This window comes from Agromyces allii (assembly GCF_009749385.1).
GTDB classification, from domain to species: Bacteria; Actinomycetota; Actinomycetes; order Actinomycetales; family Microbacteriaceae; genus Agromyces; species Agromyces allii.
The window spans coordinates 1-23,958 of sequence record NZ_WBIN01000012.1 but is presented as its reverse complement, the minus strand read 5'-3'; the positions used below and the strand labels follow the sequence as shown (position 1 = coordinate 23,958).

At 71.6% G+C, this 23,958-nt stretch carries 21 protein-coding genes; 10 read left to right on the top strand and 11 right to left on the bottom strand.

All coding sequences use genetic code 11. The features are described 5' to 3' along the window. Position 1: 1 nt before the first annotated feature. Complete coding sequence (locus tag GQR16_RS15120; RefSeq protein WP_157416002.1) at positions 2–880, top strand: helix-turn-helix transcriptional regulator; 879 nt, start codon at positions 2–4, stop codon at positions 878–880. Positions 881–892: 12 nt separating this feature from the next. Here GQR16_RS15120 and GQR16_RS15115 read toward each other — a convergent pair whose 3' ends face one another. The 3 genes from GQR16_RS15115 to GQR16_RS15105 all read right to left on the bottom strand — a co-directional run bounded on the left by GQR16_RS15115 (position 893) and on the right by GQR16_RS15105 (position 4,723). Beyond that, complete coding sequence (locus GQR16_RS15115; protein WP_157416001.1) at positions 893–2,122, bottom strand: MFS transporter; 1,230 nt, start codon at positions 2,120–2,122, stop codon at positions 893–895. Positions 2,123–2,334: 212 nt separating this feature from the next. After that, positions 2,335–3,102 carry a polyprenol monophosphomannose synthase gene (locus GQR16_RS15110; protein ID WP_157416000.1) on the bottom strand — a complete coding sequence of 256 codons (768 nt, stop codon included), beginning with the start codon at positions 3,100–3,102 and terminating at the stop codon, positions 2,335–2,337. A 73-nt stretch (positions 3,103–3,175) separates the two neighbouring features. Next, positions 3,176–4,723 (bottom strand): peptide MFS transporter, encoded by a 1,548-nt coding sequence (locus GQR16_RS15105; protein ID WP_157415999.1) that lies wholly within the window; start codon positions 4,721–4,723, stop codon positions 3,176–3,178. Between the two features lie 146 nt (positions 4,724–4,869). Between GQR16_RS15105 and GQR16_RS15100 the strand changes: the two genes are divergently transcribed. From GQR16_RS15100 to GQR16_RS15085, 4 genes are all read left to right on the top strand, one after another. Beyond that, entirely contained in the window at positions 4,870–5,610 is a 741-nt protein-coding gene (locus GQR16_RS15100; RefSeq protein WP_157415998.1) for a DUF4097 family beta strand repeat-containing protein, read from the top strand. A 130-nt stretch (positions 5,611–5,740) separates the two neighbouring features. After that, positions 5,741–6,535, top strand: a complete 795-nt coding sequence (locus GQR16_RS15095) for a hypothetical protein (protein ID WP_157415997.1) — start codon at positions 5,741–5,743, stop codon at positions 6,533–6,535. A 123-nt stretch (positions 6,536–6,658) separates the two neighbouring features. Next, positions 6,659–8,131 (top strand): APC family permease, encoded by a 1,473-nt coding sequence (locus tag GQR16_RS15090; RefSeq protein WP_170298524.1) that lies wholly within the window; start codon positions 6,659–6,661, stop codon positions 8,129–8,131. Then, entirely contained in the window at positions 8,128–8,889 is a 762-nt protein-coding gene (locus GQR16_RS15085) for an IclR family transcriptional regulator (RefSeq protein WP_157415995.1), read from the top strand. The genes GQR16_RS15090 and GQR16_RS15085 overlap by 4 nt, the downstream gene beginning before the upstream one ends. 40 nt (positions 8,890–8,929) lie before the next feature. Here the strand turns inward: GQR16_RS15085 and lepB are convergent, their stop codons facing one another. The 4 genes from lepB to GQR16_RS15065 form a co-directional block, all read right to left on the bottom strand. Then, on the bottom strand, positions 8,930–9,469 hold the full coding sequence (lepB, locus tag GQR16_RS15080; protein WP_157415994.1) for a signal peptidase I: 540 nt from the start codon (positions 9,467–9,469) through the stop codon (positions 8,930–8,932). After that, positions 9,466–10,146 (bottom strand): DUF305 domain-containing protein, encoded by a 681-nt coding sequence (locus GQR16_RS15075; RefSeq protein ID WP_157415993.1) that lies wholly within the window; start codon positions 10,144–10,146, stop codon positions 9,466–9,468. The genes lepB and GQR16_RS15075 overlap by 4 nt, the downstream gene beginning before the upstream one ends. A gap of 63 nt (positions 10,147–10,209) precedes the next feature. Continuing rightward, a complete protein-coding gene (locus GQR16_RS15070; RefSeq protein WP_157415992.1) occupies positions 10,210–12,090 on the bottom strand; it encodes a copper amine oxidase in 1,881 nt (626 codons plus the stop codon). Between the two features lie 11 nt (positions 12,091–12,101). Continuing rightward, a complete protein-coding gene (locus tag GQR16_RS15065) occupies positions 12,102–12,851 on the bottom strand; it encodes a hypothetical protein (RefSeq protein WP_157415991.1) in 750 nt (249 codons plus the stop codon). Between the two features lie 232 nt (positions 12,852–13,083). Here GQR16_RS15065 and GQR16_RS15060 point away from each other — a divergent pair, with 232 nt between their 5' ends. Then, positions 13,084–13,875 carry a hypothetical protein gene (locus GQR16_RS15060; protein WP_157415990.1) on the top strand — a complete coding sequence of 264 codons (792 nt, stop codon included), beginning with the start codon at positions 13,084–13,086 and terminating at the stop codon, positions 13,873–13,875. Between the two features lie 12 nt (positions 13,876–13,887). Here the strand turns inward: GQR16_RS15060 and GQR16_RS15055 are convergent, their stop codons facing one another. Further along, the gene (locus GQR16_RS15055) at positions 13,888–14,700 is read right to left on the bottom strand and encodes an LLM class F420-dependent oxidoreductase (protein ID WP_157415989.1); all 813 of its coding nucleotides are present in this window, start codon (positions 14,698–14,700) and stop codon (positions 13,888–13,890) included. A gap of 137 nt (positions 14,701–14,837) precedes the next feature. Here GQR16_RS15055 and GQR16_RS15050 point away from each other — a divergent pair, with 137 nt between their 5' ends. Beyond that, the gene (locus GQR16_RS15050; protein WP_067872012.1) at positions 14,838–15,275 is read left to right on the top strand and encodes an Lrp/AsnC family transcriptional regulator; all 438 of its coding nucleotides are present in this window, start codon (positions 14,838–14,840) and stop codon (positions 15,273–15,275) included. Position 15,276: 1 nt separating this feature from the next. Next, positions 15,277–15,672 carry a GntR family transcriptional regulator gene (locus GQR16_RS15045; RefSeq protein ID WP_157415988.1) on the top strand — a complete coding sequence of 132 codons (396 nt, stop codon included), beginning with the start codon at positions 15,277–15,279 and terminating at the stop codon, positions 15,670–15,672. A 154-nt stretch (positions 15,673–15,826) separates the two neighbouring features. Here the strand turns inward: GQR16_RS15045 and GQR16_RS15040 are convergent, their stop codons facing one another. Further along, positions 15,827–16,978 (bottom strand): SLC13 family permease, encoded by a 1,152-nt coding sequence (locus GQR16_RS15040; protein ID WP_157415987.1) that lies wholly within the window; start codon positions 16,976–16,978, stop codon positions 15,827–15,829. A gap of 296 nt (positions 16,979–17,274) precedes the next feature. Beyond that, positions 17,275–18,465 carry a RimK family alpha-L-glutamate ligase gene (locus tag GQR16_RS15035; protein WP_157415986.1) on the bottom strand — a complete coding sequence of 397 codons (1,191 nt, stop codon included), beginning with the start codon at positions 18,463–18,465 and terminating at the stop codon, positions 17,275–17,277. A 27-nt stretch (positions 18,466–18,492) separates the two neighbouring features. Here GQR16_RS15035 and GQR16_RS15030 point away from each other — a divergent pair, with 27 nt between their 5' ends. Continuing rightward, complete coding sequence (locus GQR16_RS15030) at positions 18,493–18,990, top strand: ATP-dependent zinc protease family protein (RefSeq protein WP_157415985.1); 498 nt, start codon at positions 18,493–18,495, stop codon at positions 18,988–18,990. Between the two features lie 120 nt (positions 18,991–19,110). Here the strand turns inward: GQR16_RS15030 and GQR16_RS15025 are convergent, their stop codons facing one another. After that, entirely contained in the window at positions 19,111–22,755 is a 3,645-nt protein-coding gene (locus GQR16_RS15025; protein ID WP_157415984.1) for a proline dehydrogenase family protein, read from the bottom strand. 154 nt (positions 22,756–22,909) lie between these two features. Here GQR16_RS15025 and GQR16_RS15020 point away from each other — a divergent pair, with 154 nt between their 5' ends. Further along, positions 22,910–23,902, top strand: a complete 993-nt coding sequence (locus GQR16_RS15020; protein ID WP_157415983.1) for a LysR family transcriptional regulator — start codon at positions 22,910–22,912, stop codon at positions 23,900–23,902. Positions 23,903–23,958 lie beyond the last annotated feature (56 nt).

Sequence of the window (23,958 nt, the reverse complement as noted above, 5' to 3'; positions counted from 1 at the left end):
CATGTGCGATCTCGCAGAACGGACGCCGCCCGGCGCGGCGATCGACGACGCGCGCACGATCGACCTGCTCATGGAGCACCTGCGCTGGTCGGTGCTCGGGGTCGACCACCACGACCTCCCCGCCGGCGACCTCCGGCGCGAGGAGCACGACGGCGGCCGGTTCCTCTTCGTCGTGTCCGGTGCCATCGAGCTCGAGCACGACAGCGGCGTGTACCGCACCGGGCGGGGCGACTTCGCGCTCCTCCCCCGGGGCGGCCGGTTCACGCTCCGCGCCGAACAGGATTCGCAGTTCGTCGGCATCTCGATCGCCCTGCTGGGCGCCCACCCGCTGATGACCCATGCGATGCCGCCCGTGCTCCACTCCTACGGCTTCGGGCAGCAGGAGCCGGGCTTCGCCGCACTGCTCGAGACGATCCACCGTGAGGCGGCGCTCCGCCGACCGGGGGCGATCTCCGTGATCGCCGGGCTCACCGATGCCGCCGTCTCCGGATCGGTGAGGTTCTGGCTCGAGCACGGGTGCGGCAGCGCACGGCCCTGGCTCGCCGCCGCGCACGACCATCACCTCGGCCTCGCACTGGCGGCCATCCACGACGCGCCCGGCTCGCCGTGGACCGTGGCCTCGCTCGCCCGGGTCGCACGCGCGAGCCGATCGCAGTTCGCCGAGCACTTCCGCGACGCGGTCGGCGACACCCCGGCCAGGTACGTCACCCGCATCCGGATGACGCGGGCCGAGCGCATGCTGCGCGACGGCGAGCCCGTGAGCGACATCGCGTACCGGCTCGGCTACGACAGCGAAGACGGATTCAGTCGTGCGTTCCGCCGCCACAGCGGCGTCGCGCCGAGCCGGTGGCGGCGGGCCGCACTGCAGCCCGCCGCCTGACTCCGACGACGCTCAGGAGCGCCGCGTCCTGGCGAGGGTCAGCACGATGCCGCCGAGCACGGCGGCCACGCCGCCGCCGAGGAAGGCCGCCTGCACGCCGACCGAGTCGACGAGGAGGCCGCCGACGCCGGCGCCGATCGTGATTGCGACCTGGAAGGCGGCGACGACGAGTCCTCCGGCGCTCTCGAGCCGGTCGGGTGCGACGCCGGCCATCCACGTCTGCACCATCGTCGGGATCGCGCCGAAACCGATCCCCCAGACGATGACCGACGCGACCGCGACGCCGAAGTTCGCACCCCACAGCGCGAACAGCACCGTCGCGATGCCGACCGCCACGGGTGCGCCCAGCACGAGCACGCCGAGTCGGCGGTCTGCGAGCGGGCCCGCGGCGAGGTTGCCGACGAACGAGGCGACGCCGAAGATCGCGAGCACGAGGGCCAGCGCGGCCGGGTCGAGTCCGCCGATGGTCTCGAAGGCGGGGCGCAGGTACGTGAACCCGGTGAAGTGACCGCCGGCGATGAGCACGATCGAGAGGATGCCGAGCGCGACGACCGGGCGGGCGGCGGTGCTCACGAGGGTGCGGAACCCCGGCGAACCGGTCGGCGGCACGGAGGGCAGGGTCGCGAGCTGCACGGCCAGGGCGACCACTCCGGCCGCCGCGGCGCCGAGGAACACGGTGCGCCACCCGACGAGCTCGCCGAGGAACGCACCGGCCGGCACTGCGGCGATCGTGGCGAGCGAGACGCCCATGTTCACGATCGTCATGGCCCGTCCGAGCCGGTCGGCGGGCACGAGCTGCGCCGTCACGGCGAGGGACATCGCCCAGAAGCCCGAGATCGCGAGACCGAGCAGCAGGCGCGAGGCGAGCATGAGGCCGAACACCGGCGCGATGGCGACGAGCACGTTCGAGATGATCGCGAGCGTCGTGAGGCCGACCATGACCCACCGGCGGTCGATGCGCGGCAGGGCGGAGACCACGAGCGGGCCGCCGATGATGCCGATCACGCTCGTCGCCGTCACGAGCTGTCCGGCCGTGCCCTCGGAGATGCCGAGGTCGGCCGCGATCGGCGACAGCAGGCTCGCCGGCAGGAACTCGCTCGCGACGAGCGTGAAGATGCCGAGGCCGAGCGAGACGACGCCCGCCCAGGCGGCCCGGCGGGGTGCCGGCGCGTCGACCTGGCCGGTCGACGACCCCGCGGGCGACGGGGCTATGGCGGTGGTGCTTGCGGTGTTCGTCGACATGACGCTCCTTCGGATGGAGTACCACTCTCGCGTCGCCTCGCCCCGGGCGCCCGACCGTTCGTCGCCGCGATCCGACGAATCGTCCGGAATGCGCGGCCGCCGACCTCCTGCGGATGCGACCTGCGCGAGATCGGCGTCGGCGTCGCCGACCTCACGTGGACCCAGCTCTTCGGCTGGGGCTGAGCGAGGGTTCCCCCGAGGGGCGTCGCCGGTCAGCCGCGAACGGCCTCCGCACCGGCGGGCTTCGACCGCCGGAACAACCCGGCGATGCCCCACGCGGTGACCTTCAGCATGGCCTCGACCACGATCATGGGGCTCATCTTGGAGCGGCCGTGCACGCGCTCGACGAACGTGATCGGCACCTCGACGACGACGAGTCCGGCCTGGCGGGCGTGCCAGAGCATGTCGACCTGGAACCCGTAGCCGCGCGTGTGCACGTCTTCGAGGTGGATCGCACGAAGCGCCTGCGCCCGGAACACCCGGTAGCCGGCCGTGGCATCGCGCGTCGAGAGCCGCAGCATGGTGCGCGCATACGCGCTGCCCCACCGCGAGAGCAGCTCGCGGTGGCGTGGCCAGTTCTCGATGGTGCCGCCCTCGATCCACCGCGAGCCGATCACGACGTCGACGGGCCGGCCCGCGTCATCCGTCGTCTGCAGCGCGCGAAGCAGCGAGGGCAGCTGCTCGGGCAGGTGCGAGCCGTCGGCGTCCATCTGCACGATCGGGTCGTGACCGCGGTCGAGCGCCCACTCGAACGCCTCGAGGTAGGCCGCGCCGAGTCCGTCCTTCGCGGTGCGGTGCAGCACGCGAACGGCGTCGTCGTTCGCGGCGAGGTCGTCGGCGAGGTAGCCGGTGCCGTCGGGCGACGCATCGTCGACCACGAGCACGGAGGCCTCCGGCACGGAGGCGCGCACGCGCGCCACGATCAACGGGAGGTTCTCCCGCTCGTTGTACGTCGGGATCACGACGAGGGCGCGCGACATCCGACCTCCCCTCATGCGTGCCCGCCCATCGTAACCGGATGCGGCGGACGGATCCGACGCGCCGGTCGAGCGCTCAGCGCACCCCCGACATGAGCGCGAGCACGGGCTTGCGGCCGAGCCAGAGCGCTCCGCCGAGCACGATCGCGATCAGGCCGAGCACGCCGAAGTAGGTGGCCTCGTTGACGAGCGTGTAGAACGCCCCGAGCTGCCCGGCGATCGCCGTGCCGAGCGCGACCGACAGGAAGAACAGCGCGACCATCTGCGCGTGGAACACCTTCGGCGCGAGCTTCGTCGTGACCGAGAGCCCGATGGGCGAGAGCAGCAGTTCGGCGATCGTGAACACCAGCAGGATGAGCACCATCCAGAGCAACGGCGTCGAGTTCGCCCCGCCGTCGGCGAACGGCAGGAACAGCAGGAACGCGACGCCCATGATCGCGGTGCCGAGGGCGAACTTCACGGGGGTCGTGGGCTGCCGGTCGCCGAGCTTCGTCCAGATCGCGGCGAACACGCCCGACAGCACGATGATGAAGATCGGGTTGATCGACTGCACCCACGAGACCGGCATCTCCCACCCGAAGATCGAGCGGTCCAGCTGCTCGTCGGAGTAGATCGTGAGCACCGTGAACTGCTGCTGGTAGAGCGACCAGAACGCGACGCTCGCGATGAACAGCGGGATGAACCCGAGCACCCTGCGGCGTTCGATGTGCTCGACGTGCTTGCTCGTGAGGATCACGGCGAACATCGAGATCGCGGCGACGATGGTGCCCGCGATGACCCACGTCACGAGGTTCGCGGCCGTGATGAGCCCGACGAGCACGAGCACGACGATGACGACGACGGATGCCGCGGCGATGCCGATCGCGAGGCCGAACCGGTTGCGGGGCAACGGGTTGGGGATCACGGATGCCCCGGGCGGGAGTCCCTTGCGCCCGAACGAGTACTGGATGAGCCCGAACGCCATGCCGACGGCCGCGAGCCCGAACCCGAGGTGGAACCCGAGTGCGGGCGGGTAGCCGTTCTCGGCCGTGAACGTGTTCTGCAGCAGTCCAGTGAGGATCGGGCCGAAGAACGCGCCGAGGTTGATGCCGAGGTAGAAGATCGAGAATCCGGCGTCGCGTCGCGAGTCCTTCGCGGAGTACAGGGTGCCGACCACGGTGGTGGCGTTGGCCTTGAGCCCGCCCGACCCGAACGCGACCAGCACGAGACCCACGCCGACGCCCCAGAAGCCGGGAATGAGCGCGAGCCCGATGTGCCCCGCCATGATCACGATGGCGCTGTAGAACAGCACCCGCTCCGAGCCGAGCAGCCGGTCGGCGATCCACGCGCCGAGCACGGTCGACAGGTAGACGGCCCCGCCGTAGGCGCCGACGATGCCGGTCGCGACGGCCTTGTCCATGCCGAGGCCGCCCTGGTCGGCCGAGTAGTACAGGTACAGCAGCAGGATGCCCTGCATGCCGTAGAAGCTGAACCGCTCCCACATCTCGACGCCGAAGATGTGCACCAGCGGTCGCGGCTGTCCGAAGAAGCCGTGGTCCCCCCGGGTGTCGCGCTCGCCGCCGTCGACAACTTCCGGCTCTGGCGGGCCGTACTCCCCCGGGGCAGGTTCGGTCACCTTGCCCATGTCGGTCAGCCTAGACCTCCCGTCGGATCCGCGGCGGGATATCGAGGCGTCGACCCCACGCCCGACTCGGGGGCATGCCCCCGTGCGGGCGCGACGGCGGCCTCGTTATCGTCGGAGCCGAGGCGGAAGCCCGCGGGGGGAGAACCATGATCCACACAGCACGCACGCTCACGATCGGCGCCGTCGCAGCGGCGGCAGCCCTGATGCTCAGCGGATGCGGGCTCCTGGCCCCACCCGAGCGGTTCAGCGACGACGAGACGCTCGACGACACGGTGCACACGATCGAGATCGACCAGCCCGACGGCAGCGTCATCGTGAGGGGGTCCGCAGAGGCCACCGGCATCGAGGTCTCGCGAACGGTCTCGTACCGGGGCGAGCGCACGGTGGGTGCGACGTTCGAGGTCGACGACGGCGTGCTCGTGCTGAGCGGATGCGGACGCAACTGCACGGTCGACTACACGATCGAACTGCCGGCGGGCGTCGATGTTCGCGGCGCGACCACGAACGGCGAAGTCTCGCTCACGGGCGTGAACGAGGTCGACGTCTCGACCGCGAACGGTCGGATCGAGCTCGACGACGTGACCGGCTCGATCGAGGTCGAGACGAGCAACGGGCGCGTCGAGGGGCGCGGTCTCTCCGGAGACGGCATCCGGGCCTCGACCTCGAACGGGGCCATCGACCTGCGCCTCACGACCGCGCAGGACGTCGAGGCGAGGACCTCGAACGGCGCCATCGACCTCGAGGTGCCGACCGAGGGCGCCGGGTACCGGGTCACGACCGACACCTCGAACGGATCGGTCGACGTCGACATCGACGAGGACTCCGACGGCGAGTTCACGCTCGACCTCGCCACGTCGAACGGGGCGATCACCGTCACCGGCCACTGACGGTCGCCGGCGACGGTGATCGCCGGTCGTTCGCCGGCGGTTGCCGCAGTCGCGTCCGTGCGGGATCCTGAAGGACGACCCGACATCGCGGCGGTCGCCGCCCCATCGACGACCGGTGGTGGAGGACGTCATGGCGGGCAACGGCGAGCGAGACGACGACGCGGTTCCGGACGATCCGGTTCCGGACGATGCGGTTCCGGATGCCGCGGGCGCGCGCGACGCCGAGGTGGCGCGCCTGCAGCGGATCGCGTTCGGCTCGGGGGCGAGCGACGCCGAACGCGAGGAGGCGGTCCGCCGGCTCGCCCAGGCCGACGGCGATGGCGGATCCGCGATGTTCGCCGTGCCCCGGACGACGGCCCGGCCGGAGCTCGAACCCGCCCGGACCGGCGGCGCACCGGCATCCGTCGTCCCCGACCGGCCGGAGTCGCGCATGCGCTGGGCCCTCATCGCCGGCGCGATCGCCCTGGCGGCGGGCGTGCTCATCGGATGGGGGCTCGGAAGCCGCGGCCCCGCCGCACCCGCCGCCCTGGATGCCCTTCCGGCCTCCTCGCCGCCGACGACCGCACGTGCGTACGCGGAGTACCTGGAGTCGCTGCCGCTCGTCTCGGAGGCCGCCGCGTCGAAGGTCTTCACGCGCGAGTCGATCTCGGGCGACGCGCTGCCGCGCTCCTGGGTGCGCGACGGGTTCCGCCAGCAGCGACTGCTCCTGACCCTGCCCGACGGCTCGGGCGTGTTCGCGGCGCTCCGCGACGGCGAGGCCTGCCTGGTGCTGGACTTCGCCGCCGAGGGCGGCCTGAGTCGCTGCACCGAGGGCGGGCGATTCCCCGAGGAGGGCATCCACGTGGTCGCCGAGCGCGCGGCGGCGTGGTTCGTCGTCGTCTGGTCGGCCGACGGCACGGTCACCGTCACGACCAGTCAGCGCTGACGGCGGAAGGGCCCGAACGCCCGAAGCGGCCGCCGACGTCCCGGTCGGAGTCACACCCGCGAAACACGGTGCTGACGGCCGCGAAATCGTCGACGCATACGGTGCAGGCACGAGGAGGCACCGGTGAGCGCACTGAGCGACGCGATCGCGCGACGGACCCCCGACGCGAGCCTGGGATCCGTGTCGCCGCTGCACGGCCTGCGACGCGGATCGGTGACGACGCTCGACCTCGTCGCCCAGTCGGTCGCCGCGGTGGCACCGGCGGGCGGGCTCCTCATCCTGACCGGCGGACTCGTCGACCGCACCGGCTCGTTCGCCTTCGTCACCTTGCTGCTGACCGCGGCGGCGGTGATCCTCGTGGCCCTGGCCATGTCGGTCTTCGCGCGGCGGATCTCCGCGGCGGGCGGCATCTACACGTTCGTGACGCGAGGACTCGGACCGGCCGCGGGGATGGTCGCCGGAGTCGCCCTGCTCCTCGGCTACGCGGGCGTCTCGATCGACACCCTGCGCAGCGCCGTGCGCCGACTCGACGCCGCATTCGGCGGCACCGAGCGCTGGGCCTCCGAGGGGCCCGCATCCACACTGCTCGTGATCGGGATCGGCGCGGCCGTCACCGCGGTCATCGCCCTCGGGGCACGGATGTCGACGCGCGTCATGCTGGTCGTCGAAGCCGTCGTCGTCGCCGCGCTCATCAGCGTCTCGCTCGCCGTGTTCGCGGCGAGCGGGTGGAACCTCGCGGGGGTCGTGCCCGATGCCGGAACCGCCCCCTCCCTCTCGGCGTTCGCCGAGGGCATCGGCTTCGCCCTCGTCTGCTTCGTCGGCTTCGAGAGCGGAGCGGCACTCGGCCCCGAGAGCCGCCGCCCGCTCGCCGCGGTGCCCCGCGCCCTGGTGTGGACCGTCGGCTCCGTTGCCGCGGTCTACCTGTTCGGCGTGCTCGCCCAACTCTCCGCGGTGGCCGGAGGCCGCGAAGCCTCGCTGCTCACCGAAGCCGATCTGGCCGCGAACCCGTGGCTCGACCCCGTGATCCACGCCGTCGTCGCCGCTTCGTGGATCGCCTGCACGCTCGCATGCACGAACGCCCTCGTGCGCCTCGTGTTCACCATGGCCCGTGAAGGGGTGCTCCCGCGGGCGCTCGGACGGACCTCTGCCCGCTTCGCGACGCCGCACGTGGCCGCGCTCGCGGTCGGCACGGCACTCGTGATCGGAACACTGCTGCTCGTCGGGGCCGGCCGGGAATCGCTCTACCGCGACGTCGTGCACCTGGCCGAGAGCATGGCGTTCATCCTCGCCTACCTCGCGGTCTGCGCCGCGGCGACCCCGTACCTCCTGCGCATCAGGGAGTTCAGCCTCCGCGAAGCCTGGCCGGCGCTCCTCGGCACGCTCGCGCTCGCGGGGGTCGCGGCCACCGAGATGCTCGCCGAGGCGGCCGACGACGCCACGGCGCTCTGCATCCTCATCGCACTCATCGCCGGCGCCACGATCGCCCACCTCCTGCGCGTGCGTTCCGGCAGAGGACTCGCCGGCCGGATCGGCGCCTACGACACCCCCGTGGCATCCGATGCCATCTCCTCCGGCGCACCTGCACGGCGGTCATGAGCGGCCCGGCGGGCGGCAGCGGCATCGCCCTCGCACTGGCGGTGCTCGAGGAGGTCGCACGCGGCGGCCCGACGCTCTCGGCCAACCGCATCGCCCAGTTGCTCGGCATTCCGCGCACGAGCGCGTACCGCCTGATCAACTCGCTCACGAGCGACGAGTACCTGCTCCGGCATCCGACGCTCGACGGCTTCGTGCTGGGCGTGCGCGTGGTCGAGCTCGCGCACCTCATCGCGCCCCGTACGGCCGACCCGACGCCCGAGATCATCGCCGGACTCCGCGTGCGCACCGGTGAGGCCGTGCACTTCGTGCGCTACTCCGGTGGTCGGGTCGCGATCGTCGACGAGGATCCCGACCTGCCGCTCCTCTCGATCGACCGGACCCGCCGCCAGCTCGGGGCCACGGCGATCGGTCGACTCCTCATCGCGGAGTTCCCGCCGCTCGAACCCACCGCCGATCCCCGAGCGGCACAGGTCGTGGCCGACTCGGCGCGCGCCTCCGGCATCTCGATCGACGAGCGTCGGCGGATCGCGTCCGAGGTCGCCCGGCTCGGATACGCCCGTTGCACCGAACCCGGGGCGGTTGCACGCGCGTGCGTCGCCGTTCCGGTGCGTTCCCCCGAGCGCGAACTGGTCGCAGCGGTCGTGCTCTCGACCGTCGGCGCCGAGCCCGAACGTGCAGAGCGGCATCTGCCTGCGCTGATCGAGGCGGGTGCCGAGCTGGCGCACCAGTCCTACGCCGTGAACTCCCCGGCGGGCTGACCCCTCGCATCGACGCCCGCCGCGAGCACCGGAATGCGGCTCAACCGCCGAGCGGAACCACGAGCTGCACGACTCCGGTCACCGCGTCCATCGGCACGCTTCCGAGATAGCGGGAGTCGATCGACGCCGAGCGCGCGTCGCCGAGCACGAACACCGCGTCGTCGGGAACGACCTCGTCGAAGGCGAGCACGCTCGCGAGGCCCTCGGCCGGCACGCGGTAGGCCTCGACCAGCGGCACCCCGTCGACCGTGAGCTCGCCGGCCGCGGTGCAGCACGCGATCCGCTCCCCCGGGAGCCCGACCACGCGTTTCACGAACGTGTCGGCGACGCGGTCCTGGCCGAGCAGCCGGGCCACGCGCGGTCCCCAGTCGCCGGGATCGGAGAAGACCACCATGTCGCCCCGCCGGGGCTCTTCCGAGAGCCTCGCCGCGACCACCACGTCGCCCACCTCGATCGCCGGCCGCATCGAAGGGGAATCCGCCCGGTACACCGTCTCGCCGAGTGCCGCGGCAGCGACCGCGACGAGTCCGAGCACGATCGCCATACCGGCGAGCGCGACCACGATCCGGCGACCGTTCACATCTCGTCCCGCCTGAGAAGCATGGCCGCGATCTCGCGTTCCTGTTCCGCGGCGATGTGCTTTGCGAGCGAACGGATGTAGCTGTTCCGTCCATCGGCGATCGCGTCGTCGGCCATGGCCAGCGCACCCCGATGGTGCGCGATCATGAGGTCGAGGAAGCGCGCCTCTGCCGCGGAACCCGACAGCGCGTCGAACTCGGCGATCTGTTCGGGTGTCGCCATGCCCGCCATCGTTCCGCCGCCGGCGTGGTTCATGACGCCGACGCCATGCCAGGCGTCGAGCCACGCGTGCATCGCCGCGATCTCCTTGGTCTGGTCGACTTCGATGAAGGCCGCGAGCGAGATCGAGAACTCGTCGACGTCGGGCGTCGCGGCGAGCAGCTGCGAGAGTTCGACGGCCTGCTCGTGGTGCGGGATCATCATCATCGCGAACATCAGGTCCGCGTCGTTCGGCAGGTCATCGACCACAGGCGTCGGGTCGTCACCCGCCTTCGTCGACGCGAGTTCGTCGGATGCCCCGGCGCGGCCGGATGCCGCGATGACGGAGCTGCCCGGTGCGCCGTCGATCCGCTCGGCCGCCCGTGCGGCATCGGCTGCCGCGAGCCTCGGCCCGATCATGGCCGCACCGGCCACGAGGACGACCGCGAGGGCGACGGTCGTCGCGATGGGACGTCGCATCGCTGCTCCTTCCGTGGGAGTACCTCGGCGGCGGCTCGGCTCGCGCCGAACCGCCGCCCTTGGTCAGATCGGCGAGATCGCCGACCGTCGACGACGGCGGACCATGAGCAGCCCGCCGACTGCGAGGAGCAGGAGCGCGACCGTCGCCGCCGCGATCGGCAGGGCCGTGCCTGTCGATGCGAGGAGTCCCGCGCCCGTTCCCGCCGGTCCCGCAGCCGGGGCGACCGTGACGGCCACCTTCGCGGTCAGGCCGGACTGGGCACCGGTCACGACGACCGTGTGCGATCCCTCGGGAGCCGCGGCAGGCACCTTCAGGGTTCCGGAGATCGCGCCGGATCCATCGGCGGTGAGCTCCCCGACGGTGATCGGGTCCGAGTGCAGCACGATCTCGACCGACTCGTGCTCGGCGAACCCGGCGCCCTCGAGCCCGAAGCTCTCGCCCGGGGCGAGCTCTGTGGTCGAGAGCTTCAGGGTCGGTGCATCTGCACCGCCGTCGACCGGTTCCTCGGTGCCGGGGTCCGCCGGATCGGTGGGCGCGGGCGGTTCCGTCGTCGCGGGCGGATCGGTCGGCTCGGGGTCGGTCGGCACGACCGCCTCGCAGGGCGTCTCGTCGCTGTGGATCTCGCCGCCGGTGTCGCCGTTGATGCACGTCCTCGCGTCGGGCGTGCTCATCGACTGCGCCGTCCAGTCGCGCGGCATGATCGAGAACGACTGCCAGTGCGTCTGCATCGGGCTCTGGTCCTCGTCGCGCACGACGTGGTGGAACCCGCTGTTGACCCAGGCGACGGGGTCGGTCAGCGAGGTGTCCGCGCTGTTCGCGACGTAGTCGAGCACGCTCAGGTTGGGGCACGCGGGGTTGAGGTTGTTGCTCGCGAACTGCTCGCAATCGGCGTAGTTCGTGACGCTGATGAGCGGCTGGGTGATCGGGTTGCCCTGGTAGAGCTGCGAACCGGGGAACACGAACTCGTACGAGCGGGCGTGGTTGTCGGCGTTGCGGCTCTCGGGGGCCACGACCCGCCACCAGGTCGTGTCTGCGGCCGGCACGAGGTTCGCCGGGTGCGCGATCGTGGCTCCGGTCGTGTGCATCAGCGGGGCCATCTCGCCCTGCTCGCCGAGCGTGGAGTCGTACTGCTCGACCTGCTGCACGCTCTGGCCGTCGAGACCGAAGTCGAGGCGCCAGAAGGCGTTGTGCCAGTGCGAGGCCGCGTAGTTCGCGGCATCCGTTCCGACGGGCCAGCCCGTGGTGGCATCGGCATCGAAGTCCTCGTACGAGATGTCGCCGGTCGCACCCAGGTTGAACGAGATCGCGCCCTCGTCGGTGAACTCGACCTTGGTCGCGTACTCGTACCAGTCGACCTTCGAGACGATGGTCAGGTTGAACGCCTGCCCGGTCGCGGTGAACAGCGGCTTGTCCTCGATGGAGCCCCAAGTCTGCTCGTGAGAGCGGTACGAGAGATCGCGCGTGGTGTCCGTGATGCAGAGCGACGGGATGGTGCGCAGGTAGTTCGTCGTCACGCCGCGGCGGGTCACGCTCCACGCCTGTCCGTAGTCGCGCAGGGTGCCGGTGCTGCACTCGGCCGCGCTGAGCTTCTGCAGGTACTGGTTGCCGAAGCCGTACGACGTGATGTCGTTCCAGACGTTCTTGCCGGTGTCGTAGGGCACGTTGAGCTGACCGAGGCTGACGGAGTCGAGCACGCGACGGAACGAGTCCTCGCCCGGCGCCTTGACCGCCACCTGCTCGAGCACGAGACCGTGCTTGCTGTCGACGCGCCAGCACATCTGCCAGTCGGTGCCGTTGTCGAACGACTTCTCGATGCGTGCATCGCCCGAGCAGTTGACGGCGGGGGCGGCCGCCGACGCCGAGGTCACCGGGATGACGGCGAGGCCTGCGGTGACCGCGACGGCCGTCGCGACGACCGCGATTGCGCGGGAGATCCTCTTCATGGTCGCGCCTCTCACTTGATGCCGATCACGGACTTTGCGGACAGGTCGACGACGAACCCGGTGGTGTCGAGGTAGCCGCCGCCGGAGACGCGGAACTGCATCTCCACACAGCGGTCGAGTCCGCAGGCGTCGGCGCCGAGGGTGCCGGCATCCGGAACGAACGCGCCACCGGTGACCGCGAGCTGGTCGATCGACTCGAGCTCGTCGCCGGTGACCGCCGCGTACTCGGCACGCACCGCGGCGCTGGCCACGGCGTCGTCGAGGAAGAGGCTGAACGCGTAGTCGACCTCGTCGGGCGTGGGCGGCGGCTGGACGCCGGCCTTCGCCGTGCTCTCGACACTGCCGCCGGCGAGGTCGACGCGCTGCAGGAACGTCTGGTTCGACGTGTAGTCGAAGAGGAACACGTCCACGAGGCGGCCGGTCGCGTCGACGTCGCCGTTCGCGATGTCGACCGAGAGCACCTGTGGGGCATCGGATCCATCGACGGAGGTGACATCGTCGGGCACGCTCTCGTCGGTGCTCGCGAGGTGGATGGCGTAGCTCAACTCGTCAGGACTCAGCGGGTCGCGCGGCGCACCGAGATCGGGCTTGGAGGTGACCTCGTCGAGTTCCTCGGTGGCCGAGCTCTCGGCGCCGCTCGCGCCGCTGACGGCCGGAATGGCCAAGAATCCGCCGACGATCGCGGCAGCGGCGACGACGCCACCGCCGAGGATCGCGTACGGCAGTCGTCTCGTTCTGGTCTTGCGCGGTGGTGATTGCATCGAACCTCCTGGACACGGGGACTCGCGGAATGCGAGTGAGGCGAACCTAGGGAGTCGGTGTTTCGGCGTCGGCGAGCAGCGTGTTTCGTCGGCGTGAACCGGGTTGGGACACGACTCGCCGCCGGTCGCAACGCGTTGCGGGAGCGCCCGCTCGGTTGCCCCGGTACGGCCGATGCGACATCCTGAACCAGATCACGGCGTGCCCGAACCGCGCCGCCCGATGGAGGATGCCGTGCCCGAATCCGACGACGACCTCGCCCGCCTGCAGCGACTGGCGTTCGGCTCGGGGGCCTCGGAATCCGAGCGGGCGGATGCCGCGCGCGAACTCGATGCGCTCTTCGAGGCGCGCTCGGCAGCGGCCCTCGCCGAGCGCGAGGCCGAGGCGGCCGCCCTCGCCGCCGCGACCTCGACCAGCGCGCCCGGCGCCTCCGAGCCCGTCGATGCGACCACGGACGGCGGCGGCGGCACCGGCGCCGGCGCCGCGACCGAACCGGATGCCGAGACGACCCGCCGCGCCTGGCTCCCCCGTGCGATCGGGGTGGGCGTCGCCGCGCTGCTCGTGGGACTCCTCGCCGGATGGCAGCTCGGCACGACCGCACTCGCGACCGCTGAGCCTCCAGCCGCGACGCCGACGCCAACCTTCGAGGGCCCGCGCACCATGGCGGACTACCTCGCGGCGCAGCCGCTCGCGTTCGACCTGCCGGCCGCCGATGTGTTCCTCCGACCGGCGACCGAGGCCGACGTGCCTCCACTCCCGGTCGACTTCGACCTGGGTCACGGCCCGCTCGAGCTCCGATACCTGCTCACCTGGCCGGGCGGCCCCGCCGATGCCGGCAGCGTCGAACGCCGCTATTACGCGGCCCGCGACGAGGTCGACCTCTGCCTGTTCGTGACGACGGTGGGCACGGTGTCGACGAGCGAGATGGCCTGCACGACGGACGGCCGGTTCCCAGTGGGCGGCATCACCTCCGCGGCCGGGACGCTCAGCCCTGACGGGACCCTCTCGTTCCCGATCACCTGGTGACGCAGGGCGATCTCAGGCCGCGGCGCGCGCGTTCTTGGCGTCGCGCCAGGCCAGGTACGCGCGCACGGCGGTGAGGTCGTAGTCGGGACCGGTGATGCCGAGCGTGAAGAGGCGCACACCCGCGTCGTAGAGCGCGTCGGCGTGCTCGAGGTTGGCGACGCCGCGGCCGAGTTCGTTCGACACGGTGATCTCGGAGACGTCGCGCCCGACCTCGTCGCCCCACTGCTTCAGCACGTCGAGCTTGTGTCCGATCTCGTCGGGCGCGACGAACGAGTGCCAGATGTCGGCGTGCTTCGCGACGATCTTCAGCGTCTTCTGCTCGCCCTTGCCGCCGATCATCACGGGGATCTTCCGGGTCGGCGCCGGGTTGAGCTTCGCCCAGCGGGCCTCGATGCGGGGCAGCGCGTCGGCGAGGGCATTCAGACGCCCGCCCACCGTGCCGAACTCGTAGCCGTACTCGTCGTAGTCGCGCTCGAACCAGCCCGAACCGGTGCCGAAGATGAAGCGGCCCTCGCCGCCCTTCGCGCTGATGTGGTCGAGCGTGCGGGCCATGTCGGCCTGCAGGTCGGCGTTGCGGTACGAGTTGCAGTTCACGAGCGTGCCGAACTCGAGGCGCTCGGTCTGCTCGGCCCAGGCGCCGAGCATGGTCCACGCCTCGAAGTGCAGTCCGTCGCGGTCGCCGTAGAGCGGGAAGAAGTGGTCCCAGTTGAAGACGATGTCGGCGCCGAGCTCCTCGAGCCGCAGCACCGTGTCACGGATCGCGGTGTAGTCGGCGTGCTGGGGCTGCACCTGGATGCCGAGGCGCACGGGCGAAGAGAGGCTCATGCTTCGAGCCTAAATCGGTTTCGAGGAGCGATCGCCGGCCCGGAGACATCCGCGCGCCCGTGTGACGAAGCGCGTCGCGCGCACGATTCGCGCGCGGAGGCCTGTCGAGGCGCAACCGATCGTCGTACACTCCGAGGATGGACAACCTCGATCGCTCGATCCTCGACCTGCTCCGCCAGAATGCGCGAGCGGGGTACGGCGACATCGGCTCGTCGGTCGGGCTCTCGGCTTCGGCCGTGAAGCGGCGCGTCGATCGCCTCGTCGCCGACGGCGTCATCCGCTCGTTCACGATCCAGGTCGACCCCGCCGTCGACGGCATGTCGACCGAGGCCTACGTCGAGCTGTTCTGCCGGGGCACGGTCGCGCCCGACGAGCTGCAGCGCATCCTGCAGCAGGTGCCCGAGGTCGTCTACGCGGGCACCGTCACGGGCAGCGCCGACGCGATCGTGCACATGCGCGCACGCGACATCGCCTCGCTCGAAGACGCCCTCGAACGCGTGCGCATCGCCCCCAACGTCGACCACACGCGCAGTGCGATCGTGCTCTCGCGCCTGGTCAACCGCAGCAGGGACTGAGATGACGGATGCCGCAGGCGGCCCGCTCGCGCTCAGCATCGACCCCGCGGCATCCGCACCGCCGTACGAGCAGCTGCGACGGCAGGTCGCCGAGGCCGTGACCGACGGGACGCTCGCACCCGGAACCCGGATGCCGACCGTGCGCGCCCTCGCCACCGACCTCGACCTCGCCGTGAACACGGTCGCGAAGGCCTACAAGTCGCTCGAGGCCGACGGCGTGCTCGAGGGCCGCGGGCGTGCGGGCACCTTCGTCTCGGCCACGGGCGACCCGGCGTCGCAGCAGGCGCAGCTCGCCGCCATCGCCTACGCCGACCGCGTGCACCACCTCGGCCTCGACGACGCCGCGGCGCTCGCCCTCGTCGAGTCCGCCCTGCGCGCCCGACCGCCGGTCGGGTAGCGCGAAACGCGTATCGAGACCAGCGCCCACCGACCCGCCGGTCGAGGAGGCGCGCCAGCGCCGTCTCGAGACCCACCTGGCGCAGACCTTGGTCTCGAGACGCTTCGCTCCTCGACCGGCGGACTGCTGCGCTCCCTACTCGACCGGCGACCGGTCAGGCGGTGTAGGCGAGCGCGAGCGTCGCCGACACCACCACGAGCGGCGCGGCGAGCAGTCCGAGCAGCATGAACCGCGGCCACGAGATCTCGACGTCCATCGCCACGAGGCGCTGATGCCAGAGCAGGGTCGCGAGCGACCCCCACGGCGTGATGATCGCACCGGCGTTGACGCCGATGAGCAGGGCCACGAGCCGCACGGGGTCGTCGGCGAACGGCTCGAGCGCGAGGTAGGCGGGCAGGTTGTTCACGAGGTTGGCGGATGTCGCGCCGACGCCCGCGAGACGCAGCAGCTCGAGCGGGCCGTCGCCCGTGCCCGCGATCAGGGCGAGCACGTCGGTCGCACGTGCGGCGTGCAGCGCCTCGACGGCGAGGAACAGCCCGGACGCGAACACCACGAGCTGCCACGGCACGAGCGAGCCGCGCAGGGCGCTCGGGCGGCGAACCGCGAAGGCCACGACGAGCACGGCTGCGGCGGCCGTCGCCGGGATCCACACCTCGAGACCCGACACGAGCAGCGGCACGAGCACCGCGAGCGTGATCGCCGCCACGCGGAAGAGCACCCGGTCGTCGGGCGGGGTCGCCGCCTCGGGCTCGAACCGCGCGAGCAGCTGCCGGGGACGCGTCGCGAAGAGCACCGCCGCGGTCACCAGCACCGCGACGAGCGCCGGCACGGCCGTGATCGCCGCGAACTGCAGCGGGTGCAGTCCGAGGTGCTCGGCCGCGAGCAGGTTCGTGAGGTTCGACACGGGCAGCAACAGCGATCCGGTGTTCGCGATCCACACCGTCGTGAGCGCGAACGGGATCGGCGAGATGCGCGCGTGCGCGGCGAGCGCGACCACCACGGGGGTCAGCAGCACCGCCGTCGTGTCGAGCGAGAGGAACACGGTCGACGCCGTCGCGAGCACCAGCACGAGCAGCCAGAGCAGGATCGCCTGCCCGCGGGCCACCCCGGCCAGGCGCTCGGCGATGACCCGGAACAGCCCCGCCTCGTCGGCGAGCTCGGCCACGACCGTGACCGCCACCACGAACACGAGGATCGGCACCACGCGCCCGGCGAGCTCGGCCACCGCCTCGGGTGGGAGCACGCCGAACACCACGGCCGCGGCTCCGACGAGCAGCAGCACTCCGCCGACGATCGCGATGCGCACCGGACGACGTTACCCCGTCAGCCGCCGGGGCGGACCACCCTTGCTTCAGGCCGAATCGCGGCGATACCGGAGTACCGGAGTACCGACCGGCACCGAGTCCGAGATCTGCGCCTCCCGTGACGACCGCTGACTCGAAGCGATTGTCGGTCGGTGCTGCGAGGCTTCCGCGATGGATGTCGGAACGCTGCAGCACGAGGTCGAGTCGGTCTCGACGAGGTCCGCCGCAAGTGGATCGCCCGCCTGCCTGCCCGATAGGCCCGCAGAACGCTCGGCGCCGGCCCGCGGCATCCGCCCGCTCAGCTCTCGGGGATGGGCTCCTTGGGCAGGCGGCGCACCTTGGCGCGGCGCTTGCGGCGCTCGGGGATCATCGAGCGCATCTCTTCGAGGCGGCCGAAGCAGAGCAGGCGGTCGCCCGACTCGAGGAGCACGCCCTTGCGCGGGTTCGGGATGACGTTCGTGCCGCGGTGCAGCGTGAGCACCGTGATGTCGCGCTCCCACAGGCCCGATTCGCCGAGCGTCTTGCCGACGAGGTCGGCGTTGCCGTGCACGAGCAGCTCGGCCACGCCGTAGCCCGTCGAGACCGTGAGCCGTTGGCGCACGTCGATCTCGGGGAACGCGACCTGGTTGGCCATGTAGTCGATGATCGCGCCCGCGACGTCGAGGTTCGTCGCCGTCTCGATGCCCTGCAGGCCGGGCGAGGAGTTGACCTCCATGACGAGCGGGCCGTCGTTGCCCTCGAGCATGTCGACGCCCGCGACCTTGAGGCCCATGATCTGCGCCGACCGCACGGCCGCGAGCTCGTACTCGGGGGTCAGCTCGACCGGCTCGACGCTGCCGCCGCGGTGCACGTTCGAGCGGAACTCGTCGCCGTTCGCGACCCGTCGCATGGCCGCGACCACGCGGTCGCCGACGACGAGCGCACGGATGTCGCGGCCGCGGCTCTCGGCGATGAACTTCTGGATCAGCACGTTCTGCTTCGTCGAGTGCAGCGTCTCGATGATCGCCTCGGCGACCTTGACCTGGGGAGCCAGGATCACGCCGATGCCCTGCGTGCCCTCGAGCAGCTTGATGACGACCGGCGCACCGCCGACGAGCTCGATCGCCTGGCGCACGTCGGCGCGGTTGCGCACGAACGACGTGGGCGGCAGCGCGATGTTGTGGCGCGACAGGATCTGGTTCGCGCGGAGCTTGTCGCGCGCGTTCGAGATTCCGTTCGCGGTGTTGGGCGTGTAGACGTCCATCTGCTCGAACTGGCGCACCACGGCCGTGCCGAAGTAGGTGATCGAGTTGCCGATGCGGGGCAGGATCGCGTCGTAGTCGCTCAGCGGACGACCGCGGTACTGCAGGTCGGGTTCGAGGCCGGCGAGGTCGATCGCGAAGCGCAGGGTGTTCAGCACCTTGACCTGATGACCGCGCTGCAGCGCCGCAGCTCGGAGTCGCTGGGTCGAGTACGCCTGCGGGGCGCGCGAGAGAATCGCGAGTTTCAAAGTGAGTCCCTGACATGATGGATCGAGATGAGAGAGCCAGACCATTCAAGCACCATCGCCGGATGGCGCGAGTGGGCGAGCTTACCCGTGATCGGCGTCGAGTGGATCAAGGTCAAGCTCGACACCGGAGCACGCTCGTCGTCGCTGCACGCGTTCGACGTCGAGGAGTTCGAGCGCGACGGCGAACCCTGGGTCCGCTACGGCGTTCGACCCTGGCAGAACTCCGATGACGACGCCGTCGTCGTCGAGTCGCACGTGCACGACCGGCGCAGCATCCGCAGCTCGTCGGGGCACTCCGAGGAGCGCATCGTCGTGCTGCTCGACATCGTGCTGCTCGGCCAGGACATGCAGGCCGAGGTCACGCTCAGCAACCGCGACGAGATGGGTTTCCGCATGCTCATCGGGCGCGAGGCGCTGCGCAACGGGTTCCTCGTCGCGTCGGGCGAGTCGTTCCTCGGCGGGCGAGCGCCTCGCGGCGTGCGTCGCCAGAACCGTGGGCGCGACCCGCTCCCGCCCACCGCGTAGCGCGCCCGTCCGGCCGGTCGAGTGGCGCGGAGCGCGTATCGAGACCTGCTGGGCCTCGATACGGCGCCGGCGCGCCTACTCGACCGGCGACCGGCGACCGGCGGCCGCGAACGGCGACCGTCAGATCACGCCGTCGGTGATCGTCGTCGGGTTGCCGAAGCGGTGGTTCGTGATCGAGATCGCCTGCTCGTGCAGGAACGGCAGCAGCTCGACACGACCCGACGGCGTGGCCGGGTGCGCCCACACCGCGACATCCGGAGTGCCGTCGAGCGCGAGCGCGAGCGCCACCGGGTTGCCACCGACCAGGCGCACGCGCGAGGCGCCGACGCCCTTCTTCGCGACGCGGGCGAGCCAGGCGGCGTCGCCCTCGCGGACGATGTCGACGCCCTTCGCTGCGAGCAGCTGGGCGACGCCCTTCGGCAGGTCGTGGGCGGTCGAGACGCGCAGCGCCGACTTGGCGAGCACGCCGGCCGCGATCGCGCGCAGGCCCTCGCCGAGCGTCGCCGCCTCGCCGATGCGGACCGCGACGGGCAGCGGGCGGTAGCGGAACAGGTTGCGCTCGACGCCGACGCCCGAGACGTCCTTGACGGTCGCGTACTCCTCGGTCCAGGCGATCTGGTCGGACAGCGCCGAGCGGCGGAGCACCTCGAACGACTCGAAGTCGAGCGAGGACTGCGACGCCTCGATGATCTCGGACACGCGCTTCTCGAGGCCGCGCAGGTGCAGCGAGCCCGACGTGATGTCGTGCTGCGGAACCCACTCGCCGAGACCGAACAGGTAGTTCGGTCCGCCGGCCTTCGAGCCCGCGCCGACGGCCGAGCGCTTCCAGCCGCCGAACGGCTGACGCTGCACGATCGCGCCCGTGATGCCGCGGTTGACGTAGAGGTTGCCGGCCTCGACGCGGTCGAGCCACGTCGCGATCTCGTCGGAGTCGAGCGAGTGCAGGCCGGCCGTCAGGCCGTAGTCGACCGCGTTCTGCATGCGGATCGCCTCGTCGAGGTTCTTCGCGTGCATCACGCCGAGCACGGGGCCGAAGAACTCGGTGAGGTGGAAGTACGAGCCCGCGGCGACGCCCGTGCGCACGCCGGGCGACCAGAGGCGTCCGGTGTCGTCGAGGCGCTTGGGCTCGACGAGCCACTCCTCGCCGATGCCGAGCTGGGTCAGTGCGTGCTCGAGCTTGCCGTTCGCGGGCTCGACGAGCGGGCCCATCTGGCTGGTCGCGTGCTCGGGCCAGCCGACCTTGAGCGACATCGTGGCGTCGACGAGCTGGCGCAGGAAGCGCTCCGACTTCGCGACCGAGCCGACGAGGATGACGAGCGACGCGGCCGAGCACTTCTGGCCCGCGTGGCCGAACGCGCTCTTCACGACGTCGGATGCCGCGAGGTCGAGGTCTGCCGACGGCGTCACGATGATGGCGTTCTTGCCGCTCGTCTCGGCCAGCAGCGGCAGGTCGGGGCGGAACGAGCGGAACAGCTTCGCGGTCTCGTACGCACCCGTGAGGATCACGCGGTCGACGGACCGGTGGCTGACGAGGCGGCTGCCGAGGTCGCGCTGGGCGAGGTCGACGAGCACGAGCAGGTCGCGCGGGATGCCCGCCTCCCACAGCGCCTCGACCATGACGGCGCCCGAGCGCTGCGCGAGCTTCGCGGGCTTGATGACCACCGCTGAACCCGCCGCGAGCGCGGCCAGCACGCCGCCGGCGGGGATCGCGACCGGGAAGTTCCACGGCGGAGTCACGACCGTGACCTTCGACGGCACGAACTCGGCGCCCTGCACGTGGTCGAGCTCGCGGGCGCGCTCGGCGTAGTAGTGCGCGAAGTCGATGGCCTCGCTGATCTCGGGGTCGGCCTCGGCGATGGTCTTGCCGGTCTCGGCGGCCATGACCTCGATGAGGCGGTCGCGGTTCGCGGCGAGCGAGAGGCCCGCGCGGTGCAGCACGGCGGCGCGCTCGTCGCCCGAGAGCTGACCCCACGCGCGGCCGCGCTCGGCGGCCACCGAGATGACGTGGTCGAGGGTCGCGGCGTCGTCGATGCGCGCGGCGGCGACCGTGTCGACGCCCAGGCGGGACTCGGGCACGCGCGCCAGGATACGGCGGCCCCAGTCGCGGTTCGCGGCGAGCGCGGGGTCGGTGTCGGGCTCGTTCGCGAAGCCGGGCGTCACGCCGGAGCCATGCGGCGCCGGGGCGCCGTCGAGCGCGGTCGAGCCGTCGAACGCGTCGAGGTCGAGCGCGTCGCCGAGGCTGCCGCGGCGGATGCCGAGCACCACGCTCGTGAGCGACTCGTCGCCCTCGTGCCCGGTGCCGGGCGCGGCGGCGTCCTTCGGAGCCATGGCCGCGGCGAAGGACTCCTCGGTCCACTCGGTGCGACGGTTCTGCACGCGGTTCGGAGCCGGTGCGGCAACAGTGCTGTCGGCCTCGAGGGCGGCGAGCGAGGCGAGGTAGCGGCTCTCCTCGCGGGCGAACAGGCGGGCGCTCGACGCGAGGTCGAACACGGCCGACATGAAGTTCTCCTGGCTCGCGTTCTCTTCGAGGCGGCGCACCAGGTAGGCGATCGCCACGTCGAACTCGCTCGGGTTCACGACGGGCGTGTAGAGGAGCAGGTTGCCGACGTCGCCGCGAACGGCCTCGGCCTGTCCGGTGGCCATGCCGAGGAGCATCTCGAACTCGACCCGGGCCGTGACACCGCGGTCGACGGCCGTGATCCAGGCGTCGGCCACGTCGAACAGGTTGTGGCCGGCGATGCCGAGCTTCACGGCATCCGTTCGCTCGGGGGTCATCGACCAGCGCAGCACCCGCTTGTAGTTGGTGTCGGAGTCCTGCTTGGTGCCGTAGGTCGCGACCGGCCAGCCGTGCACCGCGGCGTCGACGTGCTCCATCGCGAGGTTGGCGCCCTTGACGACGCGCACCTTGACGGGCGCTCCGCCGTCGGCGCGGCGACGCGTGGCCCACTCGTTCAGCTGCTGCATGGCGCCGAGCGCGTCGGGCAGGTAGGTCTGCAGCACGATGCCGGCCTCGAGCTGCTTCAGCTGCGGCTGGTCGAGCAGCGTCGTGAAGACCGCGATCGTCAGGTCGAGGTCGCGGTACTCCTCCATGTCGAGGTTGATGAACTTGGCCTTGCCGCGGGCCTCGTTCTTCGCGGCGAGCTCGTAGAGCGGCGTGAGCTTCGCGACGACCTTCGCGACGGCCTCGTCGAACGACCACATCGAGAGCTGGCTGACGACGCTCGAGACCTTGATCGACACGTAGTCGACGTCGTCGCGCGCGAGGAACTCGGTCGTGCCCTTGAGGCGGCGGTCGGCCTCGTCTTCGCCGAGCACGGCCTCGCCGAGCAGGTTGAGGTTCAGGCGGTTGCCCGACTCGCGCAGGTGCGCGATGGCCGGGCCGAGCTTCGCGGGGGTCGCGTCGAGCACGAGGTGTCCGACCATGGCGCGCAGCACCCGGCGCGCGATGGGCACGACGATCCACGGCAGCACGGGCGCGACCACGCCGCCGAGGCGGATCGCGGCGCGAAGGTACCAGGGCAGGAACTTCGGCGTCAGCTTCGCGACCTGTGCGAGGTTGCGACCGGCGACGCCGAGGTCCTCGGGGCGCATGACGCCGTCGACGAAGCCGACGGTGAAGGCGAGCCCGTTCGGGTCCTTCAGCACGCCGGCGAGACGCTCGGCGGAGACTTCGGCAGGGTGCTCGGCGCTTTCGGCGAGCCAACGGCGCACCAGGGCTGTAACGCGCTCGGTGCTCTGGGTGGCGAGCGTGGCGTGGTCCGACATGGTCACGAGGGTAGTGTCCTTTGCTTCGAGCGCCCGGGGTTGGCGGCGCCTGTCGGGTTAAGTGTGCGCCGCGGCATCCGTTCGGTAAAGCGAATGAATCCGATGGATACTGTTCATCAGAACCGAATGATCGATGGATGTCGGAGGCCGGAAGATGCTCGACGTGCGACGCCTGCGGCTGCTCGTCGAGCTGAGCCAGCGCGGCACCCTCTCGGCGGTCGCCGAGGCGCTCTCGTACAGCCCGTCATCGGTGTCGCAGCAGCTCAGCCTGCTCGAGCGGGAGGCCGGCGTACCGCTGCTCGTGCAGGTCGGCCGCCGGGTGCAGCTCACGGCACAGGCCGAGCTGCTCGTGGGCCACGCACGCGCGGTGCTCGACCGGCTCGAGGAGGCCGAGGCGGATGTCGCGCGGTCGCTCACCGACGTCGGCGGCACGGTGCGCATCGCCGTGTTCCAGTCGGCGGCGCACGCCATGGTGCCGCAGGCGCTCACCCTGCTGCGCTCGGAGCACCCGAGCCTGCGCGTCGAGGTCACCGAGCGCGAGCCCGACGCCGGGCTCTTCGAGGTCGCCGCCCGCGACTTCGACCTCGTGATCGCCGAGCAGTACCCCGGCCACACGCGCGCCCACCGCGAGGACCTCGACCGCGTGAGCCTCGCCGCCGACGGCATCCGGCTCGCGCTGCCGCCGCACCCGACGCGCCTGATGCCGAGGGGCGACCACGACCCGGGCGCCATGCTCGCCGCGGCCACGGGCATGCCCTGGGTGCTCGAGCCCAGGGGCACCGCCTCGCGCGACTGGGCCGAGCAGCTCTGCCGCGAGGCCGGGTTCGAACCCGACGTGCGCTTCGAGTCGGCCGACCTGATGGCGCACATCCGGCTCATCCGCACGGGCAACGCCGTGGGGCTGCTGCCCGACCTCGTGTGGGCCGGCGAGGCGCCGAGCGTCGCGCTGCTCGACCTGCCGGGGCATCCGCAGCGCGAGATCTTCACGTCGACGCGCCTCGCCGCGGCCGCCCGGCCCGCGGGCGGCGCCGGGCGGGGGGCGGGGGGGGGGGGGCGCGGGGCGGGGGGGGGGGGGGGGCCCCCCCGCGCCACCCCCTCGTCCGTTACTGGTCGAGCAGGGCCTGCGCGTCGACGTCGACCTGCGTGAGCAGCGCGTCGATGTCGGCGTTCTGGTCGGTCAGGACGGCCTGCACGAGGTTGTCC

Bases quoted from the DNA above. Each gene is read 5' to 3' on its own strand.
- GQR16_RS15070 (WP_157415992.1), bottom strand. From the start codon at position 12,090: ATGAAGAGGATCTCCCGCGCAATCGCGGTCGTCGCGACGGCCGTCGCG.
- GQR16_RS15105 (WP_157415999.1), bottom strand. From the start codon at position 4,723: ATGGGCAAGGTGACCGAACCTGCCCCGGGGGAGTACGGCCCGCCAGAG.
- GQR16_RS15100 (WP_157415998.1), top strand. From the start codon at position 4,870: ATGATCCACACAGCACGCACGCTCACGATCGGCGCCGTCGCAGCGGCG.
- GQR16_RS15020 (WP_157415983.1), top strand. From the start codon at position 22,910: ATGCTCGACGTGCGACGCCTGCGGCTGCTCGTCGAGCTGAGCCAGCGC.
- GQR16_RS15025 (WP_157415984.1), bottom strand. From the start codon at position 22,755: ATGTCGGACCACGCCACGCTCGCCACCCAGAGCACCGAGCGCGTTACA.
- GQR16_RS15110 (WP_157416000.1), bottom strand. From the start codon at position 3,102: ATGTCGCGCGCCCTCGTCGTGATCCCGACGTACAACGAGCGGGAGAAC.
- GQR16_RS15115 (WP_157416001.1), bottom strand. From the start codon at position 2,122: ATGTCGACGAACACCGCAAGCACCACCGCCATAGCCCCGTCGCCCGCG.
- GQR16_RS15055 (WP_157415989.1), bottom strand. From the start codon at position 14,700: ATGAGCCTCTCTTCGCCCGTGCGCCTCGGCATCCAGGTGCAGCCCCAG.
- GQR16_RS15075 (WP_157415993.1), bottom strand. From the start codon at position 10,146: ATGCGACGTCCCATCGCGACGACCGTCGCCCTCGCGGTCGTCCTCGTG.
- GQR16_RS15095 (WP_157415997.1), top strand. From the start codon at position 5,741: ATGGCGGGCAACGGCGAGCGAGACGACGACGCGGTTCCGGACGATCCG.
- GQR16_RS15050 (WP_067872012.1), top strand. From the start codon at position 14,838: ATGGACAACCTCGATCGCTCGATCCTCGACCTGCTCCGCCAGAATGCG.
- GQR16_RS15085 (WP_157415995.1), top strand. From the start codon at position 8,128: ATGAGCGGCCCGGCGGGCGGCAGCGGCATCGCCCTCGCACTGGCGGTG.
- GQR16_RS15120 (WP_157416002.1), top strand. From the start codon at position 2: ATGTGCGATCTCGCAGAACGGACGCCGCCCGGCGCGGCGATCGACGAC.
- GQR16_RS15045 (WP_157415988.1), top strand. From the start codon at position 15,277: ATGACGGATGCCGCAGGCGGCCCGCTCGCGCTCAGCATCGACCCCGCG.
- GQR16_RS15030 (WP_157415985.1), top strand. From the start codon at position 18,493: ATGAGAGAGCCAGACCATTCAAGCACCATCGCCGGATGGCGCGAGTGG.
- GQR16_RS15065 (WP_157415991.1), bottom strand. From the start codon at position 12,851: ATGCAATCACCACCGCGCAAGACCAGAACGAGACGACTGCCGTACGCG.